Source organism: Pseudomonas petrae, assembly GCF_021728295.1.
Lineage (GTDB): Bacteria > Pseudomonadota > Gammaproteobacteria > Pseudomonadales > Pseudomonadaceae > Aquipseudomonas > Aquipseudomonas petrae.
Window position 1 is genome coordinate 464178 of sequence record NZ_JAKJXE010000002.1, and the last position, 15089, is coordinate 479266.

Sequence of the window (15089 nt, forward strand, 5' to 3'; positions counted from 1 at the left end):
ACGTGCTCATCAGTTTTCTCCTCTGACCAGGGTGAAGAAGTCCACTTTGGTCGCGGCGGTTTCGGCTTGTTGTTGGGCCCGGCGCAGGTCTTGCGCACGGGCCAGCGGGTCGATCAGGTCGCTGATCCAGTGCGCCTGCCGGGCGCCCTGCAGATGCGCGTCGGCCAGGGCGGCGAGTTCGGCGTGGGCCTTGTCGCGCCCGGCCAGGTAGCTGAAGCCGGTGCGGCCGTCAGCCAGGCGCACCACGCAACGGGTCACGGTCATCTCGCCGACGTTGAACGGCGCACCGCTGCCGCCCATGCGGCCGCGCACCAGGGTCATGCCGATTTCCGGCGCGCGGATCAGTTGGTAGTCGGCGTCACGCAGGGCGGCTTCGTGGGCCAGCAGTTCGGCGCGGCGGCTGCGCGCGAGCACGCCAATCCAGTGCTGGCGGGCGGACTGTTCGGGGGCTGAAGCGTCGGACGCGGTGAAGGAAACGGGTGTGGCAGTCATCGAGGGCATCTCCGTCAGGTGACGATCTGATACTGGAAGCGGTCGGAGCGGCTGGTGGAATGGGCAATCTCCACCGGGTTTCCGTGCGCGTCGTGGGAAAGGGTCAGCACCGTCAGGGCCGGCAAGTGGCGCGGCATCAGCAGCACGCTGGCTTCTTCGCGACTGGGCAGGCGCGCGCCGATCAGGCTGAAGGTGCGGGTCAACGGCAACTGGCGTTCAGCGAGGAACTGGCGCACCGAGCCGCTGACGTAGTCGGCGATCAATGACGCGCGGGTGGCGCAGTAACGGTGGCGAATCAGGCAGACCGGCTGGCCGTCGAGGCGGCGCAGGGTTTGCAGTTCGATCAGCGGCGCATGGGGTTCGAGGCCCAGATGCCCGGCCTCCTCCGCCGTCGCCGTGCAATGCCGGCGTTGCAGCAGCACCGCTTCGACGCCATGGCCCAGCGCCGCGAGGGATTCGCTGTAGGCACTGCCGGCAGCGACCGGGTACACCAGCGGACGCCCCAGCACCTGGGTGCCTTTGCCCTGGCGGCGCAGCAAGCTGCCTTCGCGCACCAGTTCGTCGATGGCCCGGCGCACGGTGTGCCGGTTGACCTCAAAGCGCGCCGCCAGCTGGACTTCGGCGGGCAGGTATTCGCCGGCGGTGTAGCGGTCGAGTTCACTGCGCAGGGTCTGCGCCAGTTCGCGGTACATGGGTTCTCGGTGAAGCCGTTCGGATTGTCTAGACAACTGCATGGCTAAAAAAAGGGTTCGCACCCTCTCCTGTCGTGGTCGTTAGATGAACTGCTTGCGCAGGCGCTGAGAGAAGATGTCGATGACGCTCACCACCACGATAATCACCAGCAGCACCGAGCACGTCTGGGTGAACTGGAAGGCGCGGATGTTTTCCCAGAGGATCACGCCGATCCCGCCGGCACCGACCATTCCCACCACCGTCGCCGAGCGCACGTTGGATTCGAAGCGGTACAGCGCGTAGGAAATCCACAGCGGCATGACTTGCGGGATGACCCCGAAGATCACTTCCTGCAAGGCACTGGCGCCGGTGGCACGCACGCCCTCGACCGGGCCTGGGTCGATCGCCTCCACCGCTTCGGCGAACAGCTTGGCGAGCACGCCGGTGGTGCTGATCCACAACGCCAGGACGCCGGCGAACGGGCCCAGACCGACAGCGACCACGAAGAGCATGGCGAAGACCATTTCGTTGATCGAGCGGAAGGCGTCCATGACCCGGCGCAGCGGCTGGTGAATCCACCACGGCGTGATGTTGTCGGCGCAGAGAATGCCCAGCGGCACCGAGCATACGATCGCCAGCAGCGTGCCCCACAGGGCGATCTGCACCGTGACGATCATTTCCTTGAGGTACGCGCGCCATTCGTGGAAGTCAGGCGGGAAGAAGTCGGCGGCGAACGTCGCCATGTTGCCGGAGTCGCGGTACAGCGCCAGCGGGTTCATTTCCGCGCCGTGCCAGGCCCAGGCCATCATCGCCAGGAACAGGCCCCAGCCCAGGTACTGCGGCCAGCTGCGCTTGCCGGCGGCTTCGATGTAAGCAGCGTGAGTGGTCATAAAGAGTCCGGTTGCGAACGGGTGAAGCGTCATGACTGGCGCGCCGTGCCTGGACGTGGTTTACCCACACAGGCAAGCGCGCCTCGTGCATCAGCCCGCCTTCGCGGTGCCTTGTTTTTCCAGCTCGGAGATGCGGTCCTGCAGCTTGGTCAGCCCGGCCTCGATGTCTTTCAGGCGAGTGGCCTTCTCGTCGGCGCTGAGGGTGGTGCTGGCCGTGGTTTCGGTCTTCTGCTTGAACAGCTCGAGCTGGCGAATGGTCAGCAACTGGTCGTCCGAAGACTTGAGGAACTTGCCCATCTGCATGTTCTTGAGCACGGCCTTTTCTTCGTCGGTGTCGCCGTAGTTGGCGAAGAAGTCGCGGATCTTGTTCTTGTCTGCGTCCGACAAGCCCTTGCGCCATACCATCGGGTCGGCCGGGATCAGCGGCGATTTCCAGATCACCTTGAGCATCGCGGCCTTGTCGGGCTGGGTGACTTCCAGGCGGTCCCAGCTTTCGGTGTTGAAGGTCGCGACATCCAGTTGCCCTTTGGCCACGCTGAGGGCGTTGACTTCATGGCTGGAGTTCAGCGTGCGCTTGAAGGCCGTTGCCGCATCGACGTGGTTCTGCGCGAACACGTAGTAGCCCGGCACGAGGTAGCCCGAGGTGGAGTTCGGGTCGCCGTTGCCGAAGGTCAGTTCCTTGGCGTGCTTGAGCATGTCCTCGACCGAATTGATCGGGCTGTCCTTGCGCGCAATGATCACGCTCCAGTAGCCGGGCGCACCGTTGGCGGCGGCGGTCTGGGCGAAGATTTCGCCGCCGGAACGGTCCACCGCTTCCATGGCCGCCTTGTTGCCCAGCCAGGCCACGTCGACCTTGTTGAAACGCATGCCCTGAATCAGGCCGGCGTAGTCGGAGGCGAAGGTGGCGTTGACTTTAAGCCCGGTCTTTTTCGTCATGTCGTCGATGAACGGCTGCCAGACGCTCTTCAGGTTCTGCGACGACTCGGTGGACATGATGCCGAAGTTGATGACGTTGTCGTCGGCCTGCGCAGTGCCCATCAGGCAACCGGCAACGACAGCGGCAGACGCGAACACGCGCCCGATACGGTTCAACATGGGGAACTCCCGGAGCTGGGTTGGGTGGTTGGGGTGTTGTGGTTGTCGGTGCCTCGGCGGAATCAGGCGCGGGCCATCAGCAGCTGGGGCGGTCGTTCGGCGTCCCGCGCGCTGCCGTCGAACATCAGGCTGGTGTCAGCGTCGGCGCCGTACAGGTCGTTGAGGAACTGGCTGTTGAGTTCGCTGCCATTGCCGTCGAAGTGAACGCGCCCATCCTTGAGTGCCACGGCACGCGGGCAGTACCGCACGGCGTAATCCACCTGATGCAGGGTGACGACGACGGTCTTGCCGTCCCGGCGATTGATGTCGGCGAGGATTTCCATGACCTTTCGCGCGGATTCGGGGTCGAGGGAGGCAATGGGTTCGTCGGCGAGAATGACTTCGGCCTGCTGGGTCAGCGCGCGGGCGATGGCCACGCGTTGCTGCTGGCCGCCGGACAGGGTCGAGGCCCGCTGCGGCGCCAGATCGGCCAGGCCGACGCGGTCGAGGTTGGCCATGGCGCGAGCCTTTTCCTCGGCGTTGAAAAGACCCAGGCTGCCACGCCAGCGCGGCATGCGACCGAGACAGCCGAGCAGCACGTTGTCGAGCACGCTGAGGCGATTGACGAGGTTGAATTGCTGGAAGATGTAGCCGATGTCGGCGCGCAGGCGGCGCACTTTGCCGTTGAGCCGGCCTGAGGCCTGCACTTCGCGGCCCAGCACCTGGACGCTGCCGCCGTTGGTGCGATCGCAACAGGCCAGACCGGCCAGCTGCCGCAGGAGGGTGGATTTGCCGGAACCGGAAGCACCGATCAGCGCGACCATTTCCCCGTGTTGTATAGACAATGCGAGGTCAACCAAAGCGGTCTTTCGGGCGAATGTCTTGTTCAAGCGGTCGACGTGGATGGCTGCGGTCATGGGCTTCTCTGGTCTTGTGATTCCAGCGTCCTGCCGGGGGTGAATGATCAGCCGCACGACCGTCCATGGCCGCGTTCGGTGCGAGTGACATTAGGGGCAGCCTGTGGCAGTTCCATGAATCGAAGATGACCGCGGGGTGGCAGTTCGGAGACGATTTGATGCGGGATTTTTCGGGGGTTTTGTGGACAGGTTGGCGTTGGGCGGCGGTTTAGCCGCTGTGCGGGGTAGACAAGTTGCGCAGATGTTGAAGGCTGGATGGCGGGGTTAAAGGAGGGGCTGAAACAAAAAATTCGCGCCGTCTGTCCATTGGCACAACGCGATGCAGTCAGTGGGACCGGCTTCAGCCGGAAAAGCGTCGGACGTCACGCCGCAGAATTGAGGGTGTACAGACTGGCCTCTTCCCGGCTAAAGCCGGTCCCACTATAGAAATGCACTTCGCCCAGTGGGACTGGCTTTAGCCGGTAAGGCGTCGGATGGCGCTGCAAGATTGAGGGTGTGCAAACTGGCCTCTTCCCGGCTGAAGCCGGTCCTACAAAAATCCCGCATCCCGTCGGTGAGACCGGTGACGCGGAGCGTCAGGGGATGCATTCCCACGCGGAGCGTAGGGAACGATCAACAGATGTCACGCCGCAGAATTGGGGGTGCTCAGACTGGCCTCTTCCCGGCTAAAGCCGGTCCTACCAAGGAAGCGTTTGCTCTGCTTTTGATCTTCATACGCAAAAGGCTCAGTCACCGCCAATCGCGACTTGGGTGCAGGCTGAACGTAGACGACGCGTAGTGGGCCGAGCCGCATGGATGCGGCGAGAGCGCCGTCAGGACATGGATGTCCGTTCGGCGCGGGCCCACGGAGCGTCGTCGGAGTGAGGGTATTCCGACGAAGGAGGAACCAAGCCAGGAGCAAGCACCCTTGGTTACTTGGGGTGCTTTTCCAAGTAACTCGCCGAAGGCGAAACCCGAGGCCGTTAGGCCGACGCTCTTGATCTTGATCTTGATCTTGATCAGGCGTTTAGATCCGAAACGTCCCCACCAGATGCTGCAACCGCGCCGTCTGGTGTTCCAGATGCGCACAGGCATCGAGGGTAGATTTCAGGTTATCGACGCCCTCCTGATTCAACGTGTTGATCTCATTGATATCGACATTGATCGACTCAACCACCGCCGTCTGCTCCTCGGTCGCCGTCGCCACCGACTGATTCATGCCATCGATCTCACCGATCCGACGGGTCACGCTCTCGAGGCGTTCGCCCGCCTGATTGGCGATGGTCACACTGTTCTCGCTCTGGCGCTGGCTCTCGGTCATGTTGATCACCGCGTCGCGCGCGCCGACCTGCAATTCCTCGATCATGCCCTGCACCTGCTGCGCCGAATCCTGGGTGCGGTGCGCCAGATTCCTCACCTCGTCCGCCACCACCGCAAAACCACGACCCGCTTCCCCGGCCCGCGCCGCTTCAATGGCAGCGTTGAGCGCCAGCAAGTTGGTCTGCTGGGAGATACCGGTGATGACTTCAAGAATCTGCCCGATGTTGGCCGTCTTGTTGTTCAGGGTTTCAATGTTGGCGCACGACTCGCTGATCTTCTCGGACAGCTGGTTCATTGCCTTGATGGTCTGACTGACGACGCCTTGACCTTCGCTGGCCAGTTGCGTGGCTTCGCTGGAATGCTGTGAGGCCAGCGCAGCGTTCTGGGCGATTTCCTGGGCGGCGGCGCCGAGCTGGTTGATCGCGGCGGCCACGCTACTGGTGCGGCTGCTTTGCTGATCGGAATTACCCATCGACGAATTGGAAGCGCCGACCACACGGGCCGCGACTTCGCCCAGTTGCCCGGCGGTGGACGCCACTTCGCGAATCGAGCCGTGAATACGCTCCACAAATCGGTTGAACGACTGCGCCAGCGCGCCGAATTCATCCTGAGACACGATGGCCAGACGCTTGGTCAAATCGCCCTCCCCGTCGGCCATGTCCTGCATCGCCCGGCCCATCTGGTGCAACGGCTGCATCAGGACGCGGATCAACAGGCCCAGCAGCAGCATGATGATGGCCACGGCGATGACCATGGCGAAGATCGCCGAAGAACGGAATTCGCTGAGCATCGAGTAGGCCGCGTCGCGGTCGAGCACCAGCGCCACGTACCAGTTCGCCGACGACAGCCCTTCCACCTTGGTGAACGAGATGATCTGCGCCTTGCCGCCGGATTCGATTTCCGCCACGCCCGGCGCGATGGTCGGCGCGCCGTTCGGATAGGCTTCGCTGACGTTCTTGAGGACCAGCTTGCTGTCCGGGTGAATCAGAATCTTGCCGTCGGCACTGACGATGTACGCATAGCCATGGCCGCCGAAGTTCAGCGAGTTAATGGTCTTGCTGATCGCGTCCAGGGAAATGTCCGCGCCCGCGACGCCGATCATCTGCCCTTGCTGACGCACGGGTGTGGCCAGGGTCACTACCAGTTTGCCCGAAGACGCGGCGATGTACGGTTCAGTCACGATGATGCCCTGCGCCGCATCGGCCGCCTTGTACCAGCCACGGGCACGTGGGTCATAGTCCGCCGCGCGATTGCCCGCCGGCACGGATAACATCACGCCGTCCTTGCTGCCGAAATAACTGAGCTGGAAATTGTCCGGGTACACCGGCAAACCGATCACCCGCTGCAAGCTGCCCGGCGCCGGCCCGTCAACCGCGATCTGCTGGGCCATGGAGTTGAGCAACTGCGTGCGGCTGTCCAGCCAGGTTTGAATGTTTTGAGTGGTGAGACTTCCCAACTGTTGAAGTTCGGAGGCGACGCTGTTCTTTAAGGTTTCGCGCTGGCGATAGTCGTTCACCAGGATGAAACACGAAAAAGCAACTACCACTATCAGAGCAGCGGCCAACAGGATCTTCCTGCTGAAACCCAGACGTTTGATCATATGCGTGTGTCCATAACAGAGATGACAGCGACGAGAGTGCGATGCCGGTAGGTGCGCTGCGCCGTGCACGGGTACTGCACGCAAGAGAAGGCACGGCCTGAAAGATGTTTCGGCAGCGAACGCAGGGAATTTAGGACCGGTTGTCGATGAAAATTGGGTGTTGTTCTTTGGGTGGGAAAATAGTTGAACTTCAATTCAAATGCGGGGCGTTAATTCACGCAGTGGATCCAATAAAGACCATTTTTATATAAGGCTTAGACCGAGGAAGTTAATTGCCGCAGAGAGTGGATAATCCGAATTGCTAGCCAACCAAAGACCCGAGCGCGCACCCGATTCCCTGTAGGCGCGCGCTTGCCCGCGAATGCTTTCCGTCAGGCAGTGAGGCATTGACTGACCCACCGTATTCGCGGGCAAGCGCGCTCCTAAAAGGGTCCGAGGGCAGCCAGCGACGACCCATTCTCGCCAGTAAAGCTGCTTATCCCCTCACGACTGCAAATGACAGCGCACCCGCTCGCCTTCCGTCGCGCCCCTCGACGGCAACAGCGCTTGGGGTTTCTCGCACCCCGCCGTCGCTTTCGGGCAGCGATCCCGGAAGAAACACCCGCTCGGCAGCGTCCGATTGCCCGGCAGCTCGGTCGGCGCCGACACCTGCCCATGGTCCACCGCCACCCCCAGACGCGGCACCGCCTCCAGCAACAGCTGCGTATACGGATGACGGGGCCGCTCCAGCACCTCCGCCGCCGTACCCAGCTCCACAATCTGCCCCAGGTACATCACCGCCACCCGGTCGGCCATGTGCCGCACCACCGAAACGTTGTGGGAAATCAAAATGTACGTCAGGTCCCGACTGCGCTGCAGCTCGGCCAGCAGGTTGAGGATCTGCGCCTGCACCGAAATGTCCAGCGCCGAGGTCGGCTCGTCGAGCACGATGATGTCCGGGTTGGACGACAACGCCCGGGCAATCGCAATCCGCTGACGCTGCCCACCGGAAAACTGATGGGGGAAGCGGTCCAGGTACTCCGTGCGAATGCCCACCTGCGCCGCCACCTTCGCGGCAATGGCACGCATCTCGTGGCGCGGCGCTGAACGTTGAACGAACAGCGGCTCGGTGATGATTTTCCACACCGGCAGCCTCGGGTCGAGGGACGATTGCGGGTCCTGAAACACAATCTGCACGTTGCTGCTGCGTTCCTTGTCGCTGTTATAGACCCAGTCGAGTCGCCCCGATGTCGGCTTGATCAAGCCCATCAGCAATTGCGCCAATGTGCTTTTGCCACAACCGGATTCCCCGACCACGCCGAGGGTTTCACCGCCGCGGACCTGCAGATCAATGCCATTCAGGGCATGGGCCAGAGCCTTGGGACGACCGAGCCAGTCCTTGCCCATCGGGTAATGCACGCGCACATCTTGCAGGCCGAGGATGGTCGGGCTCTCGCCGGGCGATGTCTGAAGGGCTGAGCGGATCATGGCCGCGACTCCTGTGCGGTGACATGTGAAGGAGCGCTCAACCAGCAGGCGCTTTTGCGGTCGGCGGCGGCGTCGATGACCTGCATCGGCGGACGCTGAAGGCATTTGGGCATGGCGAAAGCGCAGCGATCGCGGAACGTGCAGCCCTCCGGCAGCGCCGAAAGATTGGGCACCTGGCCGGGAATAGTCATCAGGTCCTGGCCCGGTTCGACCTGCTCCGGCAACCCACTGAGCAAGCCTTGGGTGTACGGATGCTGCGGGTCGGCCATCACCTGCGCGGTCACGCCCTGCTCCACCACCGCGCCGGTGTACATCACGTAAACCCGGTCGCAGAACTGCGACACCAGCGCCATGTCATGGGTGATCAGCAGAATCGCCGTGCCCCGTGCGCGGGCCTTCTCCCGCAGCAGCAAGAGCACTTGCCGCTGCACCGTGACATCCAGCGCGGTGGTCGGCTCGTCGGCGATCAGCAATTGCGGATCGCAGGAAAACGCCAACGCAATCATCACCCGCTGGCGCATGCCGCCGGACAGCTCGAAGGGGTAGCTGTTCATCACCTGCTCGGGGTCGGCGATGTGCATGTCCCGCAGCAATGCGATGGCTTTGGCCTTGGCGTCTGACTTGCTCAGGCCCTGGTGATGAATGATCACGTCGAGCATCTGCCGACCGATGCGGCGGGTCGGATTGAGCGCGGTCATGGGTTCCTGAAAGATCATCGCGGCGTCGCGACCCCGCACACTCAGCAGGTCCTTCTCTTTGGCGGCGAGCATGTCGCGTCCCAGAATGCTCAGGCGCCCACTTTTCACTTCATAGGACCGCTCCGGCAGCAGGCGCAGGCTGAGCATCGCAGTAACGGACTTGCCCGAGCCGGACTCGCCGATGACCCCGACGATTTCGCCGGGATTGACGTGCAGCGAGACGCCGTTAAGGGCCTTCACGGTGCTTTTGTAGGCCGGAAATTCGATGCGCAGGTCGTCGATGACCAGCACCGGAGCCTGCTCGGAAAGGGGGGGTTGGACAGATGCCTGCATGGTCATTTCCCCTGCTGCCGTGGGTCGAGCAAGTCACGCACGCCGTCGCCTAAAAGATTGAAACCGGTCGCCGTGATCAGAATTGCCACGCCGGGAAAGGTCGAGTACCACCATTGATCGAGGATGTAGTTGCGGCCGGTGGCGACCATGGCGCCCCACTCCGCCGTCGGCTGTTGCGCGCCGAGGCCGATGAAGCCCAGCGCCGAGGCCATGAGAATGGCGCTGCCGATGTCCAGGCTCAATTGCACCAGCAACGGCGGCATGGCGTTGCGCGCCACGTGCCAGATGACCATATGCCAACGCCCGGCACCGAAGGTTTCGGCGGCTTTGACGTAACCCATCTGGCGAATGCTCAGGGCCTGGCCTCGGGCCAGCCGCACGTAGAACGGAATCCGCACCAGCGTGATCGCCAGCATGGCGTTGAACAGGCTCGGGCCCAGGGCGGCGGCCAGGGCCATGATCAGCACCAGCGACGGCACCGACAACATGATGTCCATCAGGCGCATGATCAGGCCGTCGAAGCGCCCGCCGATGATCCCGGACATGCAGCCCAGCAAGCCGCCGGCAAAACACGAAGCAAAGGCTACGAACAGGCCGACGCCGACGGATTGCCGGCTGCCGTACAGCACGCGGCTGAACAGGTCGCGGCCGACTTCGTCGGTGCCGAACCAATGGGCGGCAGACGGCGCGGCCAGGCGCTGGGTCAGGTTCAGGGCATTGGGATCATGGGACGCAAGCCAGGGCGCGAAGGCCATCACCAAAAGCACCATCACGGTGATCAGCAGCCCGGCCATGGTCAGCGGACTGCGGCGGATCTGGTGGGCCAGCCAGGCCCATTTGTCCTGCCAGCGCGAGGTGCCCGGCAGTGGCGCCACGGCGGGCGCAGTGATCGGGGTAGTCATATCAGTTGACCTCGCCAATGCGCGGATCGATCAAGCGGTACAGCAGATCGATCGCCATGTTCAGCAGCACGTAAATAAATGACACCATGATCGCGAAGCCCATGACCGCCGGGAAATCCAGCGACTGGATCGACTTGACCACATAGGCACCCATGCCCGGCCAGGCGAACACCGTTTCGGTGAGTACCGCGCCGTAGAGCAAATCGCCCAGGGTCAGGCCCAGTACCGTCACCGAGGGAATCAGCGCGTTGGGCAAGGCGTGGCGCAGAATCACCGCCCACTTCGACAGCCCGTAGGCCCGCGCGGTACGGATGTAGTCTTCGCCGAGCTGGTCGAGCATCGCCGAACGGATCTGCCGCGCCACTACGCCCAGGTTAACGAAACCCAGGGTGATGGCCGGCAAAATCAGGTGCTGCAGCGCGTTGAAGAACAGCGCGGTGTCGCCGGCCAGCAGCGTGTCGATCAGGTAAAAACCGGTAACGGTGCGGGGCGGGTCCAGCCCCTCGTCAAGACGCCCGCTGCCCGGCAGCCAGTTCAGGTGACCGTAAAACAGGACGATCAGGCCCAGGCCGAGCCAGAACGCTGGGGTCGAGATCCCGGTCACCGCCAGGGTTCGCGCGACCTGATCGATGAAGCGGTTGTGGTACACCGCCGAGAGCACGCCCAACGGCACGCCCACCAGAATCGACAAAGTCAGCGCCGCCAGGGCCAGCTCCAGCGTCGCCGGGAAGAACGCCTGCAAGTCTTCGAGCACCGGGCGATGGGTGCGAATCGATGTGCCAAGATCGCCGTGCAGCAGGTCGAGCATGTAGCGGCCGTATTGTTGATAAAGCGGCAGGTCCAGCCCCAACTGGTGGCGGATGTTTTCGACGATGGCGTCAGTGGCGCGGTCCCCGGCGATCAGCCGCGCGGGGTCGCCCGGAATCAGGTGCGAAATGGAAAAGGTAATCAGCGATACGCCGAACACCACCAGCAGCAAGCCGCCCAGGCGTTTGCGCAGCATATTCAGGAAGGCCATGGGGCACCTCGGTCACGCCGTCAATCAGAAACGCGAAACAACTCGCGAACACAACGCTGCTTCACAGGACCCCGCCTCCCTTGCAGGGCCCTGTGAATCACAGCGATTTACTGGATAAAGGGTTACTTGGTGATCGTGCCGACGTTGAACACCTGTTCCAGCATCGGGTTGAACACGTAGCCCTTGACCTTCTCGCTCATCGGCAACGTGTAGGCCTTCTGGTAGAGGTAGGCGTAGACGCTGTCGTTGAGCACGATCTTCTGCGCCTGCTGATACAGCTCGGTGCGCCTGGCCATGTCGTTGGTGGTCGCCGATTCACGAATCAGCGTGTCCACCGCCGGGTTGTCATAGAACGAACGGTTGCCGGCCAGGCCTTTCAGCTTCGAGTCGAAGAAGAAGTTCATGAACATGTAGGGGTCGGCGAAGTCCGGGCTCCACGAGCCGATGGCGATGTCGAAGTCCCCGGTGCCCAGGCGCTCACGCATGCTGGCGTTGGCGAGTTTTTCCAGCTTGAGGTTCACGCCCAGCGGTTGCAGGCCGGCTTGCAGGGTCAGGCCGATCGGCTCCCAGTTCGGGTCTTTGTCGGAGTACATGAACGTCAGGTTGCTGACCTTCGGCGAGACTTTCGCGAGGTCCGCCTTGGCCTTGTCCATGTCCTGCTTGAACGCCGGCAGCTTCTCGTCATAGGCCCACATGCCCTGCGGGATCGGGCCATTGAGCGGCTTGGCCTTACCTTTCAGGATGCCGTTGATGATGCCGTCGTAGTCCAGGGACTCGACGATGGCACGCCGCGCATCCGGGTTGTTCATCGGCGCTTTCTGGGTGTTGAGGTACAGCAGCGTCACCCGCAGCGACGGGTAGTCGCCGACGACGATGCCGGATTTCTTCGCCAGCGCTTCGAGCTGGTCTTCGGGCATGTCTTCGATGATGTCCAGGTCACCGTGTTCCAGCTGTAAACGGCGCACGGACGCCTCGCCGATGATCTTCACCACGACTTTTTTCAGGGTCGGCTTGGGACCGGCGTAGTAGCTGTTGTGCTCCATGGTCAGGGTCTGGCCTTTCTGCCAGTTGACCAGCTTGAACGCGCCCGAACCTGCGGTGTGGTTGGACAGGTACGCGTCGGCGCCTTCGGCTTTCTTGGCCACGTCCGGGTTGATGATGGCCGCGCCGTTGTGGGCCAGGGTCGATAGGAACGGCGCATACGGTGCCTTCAGGGTGAAGCGCACGGTCAGCGGATCGACCACCGACACCGCCATGTCATCGGGGAACGCACCGGACGGACCTTGCTTGAGCTTCATCACCCGGTCGAACGAGAACTTCACCGCCTCGGCATTGACCTCGGCGCCGTCATCGAACGTGTTGCCGGGCTTGAGCTTGAACTCCCAGGTCAGGTTGTCCGCCGAGGTGGTCCAGCCGCTGGCCAGCTCCCCCGCCACTTCGGTGCTGCCCTTGCCGTTTTCGACCTTGTAGGTGACCAGCCGCTGGTACGCCGGGTAGGTCACGGTCCAGTCGTTGTTGTCGATGGTCACGGCCGGGTCGAGGGTCTGCGGGTCGGACGGTTTGCCGATCATCAGGGTGTCCTGGGGCACGGCTGCGCTGGCCGATTGCCAGGCGCCAAGGCCCATGGCGGTGCAGAGGACTGCCATCGCCAGCGTGCGTGGGGTAAGGATTGATTTCATGCCGGTTCCTTGATCGTTCGATGTCTGAAAGTTCGTCAGGTTTGTTATTGAAGCTATACCGGGCAGTTAAAGCTCACAGGCCTCGGGCCTGCGAAATGGCGCGCCCTGCTCTTGCGAGATCGGGTGGCGCCAGATTCAGCCGGGATTCGTGGTCGTCCCGGTCGGTTGTTCGTGTGTCCTGTCTTGTAGTACGTGTTGCGTGGTGCGTGTCACGTGCTGCGGATTCAGTTAGCGGGCTGGATCGAGCCGTCGTCGATCAGCGGATAGTCCTCGGCGTCAGGCAGTTCGTAATGCCACCACTCGCTGTCGATGTAGGTGAACCCTGCCGCCAGCATGATCCCCAGCAACAGCAGGCGGTTGCGCTGTATGTCGGCGGGCAGGTCGGCGAAGAATTGATGGGACTGCTCGCGCATGTCATCGAAGCCGGTGCCCATGTCCAGGGCGTTGCCGCTGGCGTCGATCAGGGTCAGGTCCACGGCCACGCCTCGGGTGTGATGCGAGCCCAAGGCGGGGTCGCGCACGTATTCCGGGTTGGGCAACGCTTGCCAGAGCAGGTACTGCGCGTAGGCCGGGCGATACGCGTCGAAGAGGCGCAACCGCAACCCGGCCTGTCGCGCCAGGGTGCTGGCCTTGCGCAGACACTGCTCGGCGTCGCGGTGCAGCAGGCAGCGCGGGTCCTGATAAATCTGCTTGCCGGCGAGGTTGTCGACGCCGGCGTAGATCAGGTCGATCTCGACCTGCAGCGCGTGGGCGTCGACTTCGACGAGGGGGCTATTCACGTAACGACACTCCAGATCAGCGTGTTCATTCATCATGCATTGAGGGTGGAGCTTCCCGGCTGAAGCCGGTCCTACTATTAGCGCGAGTCACTCCGTGGGACTGGCTAACTCCCGTAGGACCGGCTTCAGCCGGGAAGCTGTTGCCTTTGTGAAACCGGCTTCAACCGGGCAGTCCGGTCTATTCAAACTGGCCAAACAGTTGTTGCAGCTCACGGTTTTTCGCCAGGCGCTCGTCGAGGCGGTCGCCGTATTTATCGGCCACCGCCGACACCATCAAATTGAACAGGCAGGTCAGCGGCGCCAGGGAATCCCAGAACTGCCCCACATCGGAATTGAGCTGCAGCAGATCACTCGGGTAATCCCTGGCCCACGGGCAATGAAAATCGGTGATAAAGGCCAGGTCTACGTTCTGCTGGTGGGCGACTTCGCAGAAGGTCCGGGTAACGGCGGAATAGGTGCGGAAGTCGGCGATCACGGCGTACGGGTTTTCGAATTGGGAATTCAGCGATTCGGCGTAGGTGCCGGACAAACCGTCGACGTAATACACCTTGGGCCGGATGTACTCCAGGTGACTGAAAAAGGCGTTGAGGATGCCACGCGTGGTCTGGATGCCAACGATGAACACCGCGTCGGCGCTGTGAAGGCGTTCGACGATGCGGCCGAAGGTTTCACCTCGGGCCAGGGCGTAGACGCGCTGAATGGCGTCCAGCTCACGGTTCATCGAGCGCTCCAGCGCATCGCGCTGGGTGTTTTCTTCACGAAACGCACCGAGCCGATCGGTGATCACCCAGGGGCTGACGCTGTCGCCGCGCAGGCTCTGTTTGACGTCGTCGATGTTGCGATAACCCAGCGAGCGCAGGAACCGCCCGACCGAAATGCCGGTGGTGCCGGTCTGCTGGGCGATGCTGTCGGCAGTCTCGAACGGCAGCTTCTGCGGATTGGCCAGCAGGTAGCCCGCGATGCGCTTGCCGGTGGGCGTCAGGTCGCTGAACCGCTGCTCCAGAGCATCGAGGAAAGGGCTTTTTTCCATGGGAATTCCGCTGATGAGATCGATCTGCGCAGGCCGCCGAAATGTTATCCAGCGGTCATTTTGCTACAGGATGTTAGCAACATAACATCGTGTTTCGCAGGCTTACAACGCTTTTTTTCAGGAGAATTCAGGTAGGGAATTTTCGTGATTCAGGGTGGTGCGAGGGTGAGAAAAAATGCGCGATTGAGGGGCGAAAATGAAGGCTGTGGCAGGTTGTAAGTGGGTGATTGGAGTACCGG

Annotated in this window: 13 protein-coding genes and 1 pseudogene; all 14 read right to left on the reverse strand. The window is 62.5% G+C overall.

Translation table 11 applies throughout. The features are described from left to right. Positions 1–9: 9 nt before the first annotated feature. Positions 10–492 carry a phosphonate C-P lyase system protein PhnG gene (phnG, locus tag L4G42_RS05580; protein ID WP_237251020.1) on the reverse strand — a complete coding sequence of 161 codons (483 nt, stop codon included), beginning with the start codon at positions 490–492 and terminating at the stop codon, positions 10–12. 14 nt (positions 493–506) lie between these two features. After that, positions 507–1226 (reverse strand): phosphonate metabolism transcriptional regulator PhnF, encoded by a 720-nt coding sequence (gene phnF / locus L4G42_RS05585; protein ID WP_237251019.1) that lies wholly within the window; start codon positions 1224–1226, stop codon positions 507–509. A gap of 39 nt (positions 1227–1265) precedes the next feature. After that, on the reverse strand, positions 1266–2054 hold the full coding sequence (phnE, locus tag L4G42_RS05590; RefSeq protein ID WP_074887601.1) for a phosphonate ABC transporter, permease protein PhnE: 789 nt from the start codon (positions 2052–2054) through the stop codon (positions 1266–1268). A 90-nt stretch (positions 2055–2144) separates the two neighbouring features. After that, positions 2145–3149: a phosphonate ABC transporter substrate-binding protein gene (gene phnD / locus L4G42_RS05595; protein WP_237251018.1), complete on the reverse strand. Its 1005-nt coding sequence runs from the start codon at positions 3147–3149 to the stop codon at positions 2145–2147. Positions 3150–3211: 62 nt separating this feature from the next. Beyond that, positions 3212–4045: a phosphonate ABC transporter ATP-binding protein gene (phnC, locus tag L4G42_RS05600; protein WP_237259428.1), complete on the reverse strand. Its 834-nt coding sequence runs from the start codon at positions 4043–4045 to the stop codon at positions 3212–3214. Positions 4046–5051: 1006 nt separating this feature from the next. Further along, positions 5052–5816: a methyl-accepting chemotaxis protein gene (locus tag L4G42_RS26245; RefSeq protein ID WP_419789345.1), complete on the reverse strand. Its 765-nt coding sequence runs from the start codon at positions 5814–5816 to the stop codon at positions 5052–5054. Between the two features lie 93 nt (positions 5817–5909). After that, a pseudogene (locus L4G42_RS26250) lies at positions 5910–6944 on the reverse strand (HAMP domain-containing protein); the annotation flags it as partial. A 483-nt stretch (positions 6945–7427) separates the two neighbouring features. After that, complete coding sequence (locus L4G42_RS05610) at positions 7428–8411, reverse strand: oligopeptide/dipeptide ABC transporter ATP-binding protein (protein WP_237251015.1); 984 nt, start codon at positions 8409–8411, stop codon at positions 7428–7430. Then, positions 8408–9448 (reverse strand): ABC transporter ATP-binding protein, encoded by a 1041-nt coding sequence (locus L4G42_RS05615; protein ID WP_237251014.1) that lies wholly within the window; start codon positions 9446–9448, stop codon positions 8408–8410. Before L4G42_RS05615 ends, L4G42_RS05610 begins: the two co-directional genes overlap by 4 nt. Beyond that, positions 9445–10344: a D,D-dipeptide ABC transporter permease gene (ddpC, locus tag L4G42_RS05620; RefSeq protein WP_237251013.1), complete on the reverse strand. Its 900-nt coding sequence runs from the start codon at positions 10342–10344 to the stop codon at positions 9445–9447. The genes L4G42_RS05615 and ddpC overlap by 4 nt, the downstream gene beginning before the upstream one ends. A 1-nt stretch (position 10345) precedes the next feature. Further along, complete coding sequence (locus L4G42_RS05625) at positions 10346–11362, reverse strand: ABC transporter permease (protein ID WP_237259429.1); 1017 nt, start codon at positions 11360–11362, stop codon at positions 10346–10348. Positions 11363–11484: 122 nt separating this feature from the next. Further along, positions 11485–13041 carry an ABC transporter substrate-binding protein gene (locus tag L4G42_RS05630; protein ID WP_237251011.1) on the reverse strand — a complete coding sequence of 519 codons (1557 nt, stop codon included), beginning with the start codon at positions 13039–13041 and terminating at the stop codon, positions 11485–11487. Positions 13042–13265: 224 nt separating this feature from the next. Continuing rightward, positions 13266–13820 (reverse strand): D-alanyl-D-alanine dipeptidase, encoded by a 555-nt coding sequence (gene ddpX, locus L4G42_RS05635; RefSeq protein ID WP_237251010.1) that lies wholly within the window; start codon positions 13818–13820, stop codon positions 13266–13268. A 178-nt stretch (positions 13821–13998) separates the two neighbouring features. Next, positions 13999–14850 (reverse strand): MurR/RpiR family transcriptional regulator, encoded by an 852-nt coding sequence (locus L4G42_RS05640; RefSeq protein WP_237251009.1) that lies wholly within the window; start codon positions 14848–14850, stop codon positions 13999–14001. Between the last annotated feature and the right edge of the window lie 239 nt (positions 14851–15089).

What these genes read in the sequence shown, in the direction of transcription:
- ddpC (WP_237251013.1), bottom strand. Translation starts at nt 10,344, where the DNA reads ATGACTACCCCGATCACTGCGCCCGCCGTGGCGCCACTGCCGGGCACC.
- phnF (WP_237251019.1), bottom strand. Translation starts at nt 1,226, where the DNA reads ATGCAGTTGTCTAGACAATCCGAACGGCTTCACCGAGAACCCATGTAC.
- L4G42_RS05630 (WP_237251011.1), bottom strand. Translation starts at nt 13,041, where the DNA reads ATGAAATCAATCCTTACCCCACGCACGCTGGCGATGGCAGTCCTCTGC.
- phnD (WP_237251018.1), bottom strand. Translation starts at nt 3,149, where the DNA reads ATGTTGAACCGTATCGGGCGCGTGTTCGCGTCTGCCGCTGTCGTTGCC.
- phnC (WP_237259428.1), bottom strand. Translation starts at nt 4,045, where the DNA reads ATGACCGCAGCCATCCACGTCGACCGCTTGAACAAGACATTCGCCCGA.
- L4G42_RS05615 (WP_237251014.1), bottom strand. Translation starts at nt 9,448, where the DNA reads ATGACCATGCAGGCATCTGTCCAACCCCCCCTTTCCGAGCAGGCTCCG.
- phnG (WP_237251020.1), bottom strand. Translation starts at nt 492, where the DNA reads ATGACTGCCACACCCGTTTCCTTCACCGCGTCCGACGCTTCAGCCCCC.
- phnE (WP_074887601.1), bottom strand. Translation starts at nt 2,054, where the DNA reads ATGACCACTCACGCTGCTTACATCGAAGCCGCCGGCAAGCGCAGCTGG.
- L4G42_RS05640 (WP_237251009.1), bottom strand. Translation starts at nt 14,850, where the DNA reads ATGGAAAAAAGCCCTTTCCTCGATGCTCTGGAGCAGCGGTTCAGCGAC.
- L4G42_RS05625 (WP_237259429.1), bottom strand. Translation starts at nt 11,362, where the DNA reads ATGGCCTTCCTGAATATGCTGCGCAAACGCCTGGGCGGCTTGCTGCTG.
- L4G42_RS26245 (WP_419789345.1), bottom strand. Translation starts at nt 5,816, where the DNA reads ATGGGTAATTCCGATCAGCAAAGCAGCCGCACCAGTAGCGTGGCCGCC.
- L4G42_RS05610 (WP_237251015.1), bottom strand. Translation starts at nt 8,411, where the DNA reads ATGATCCGCTCAGCCCTTCAGACATCGCCCGGCGAGAGCCCGACCATC.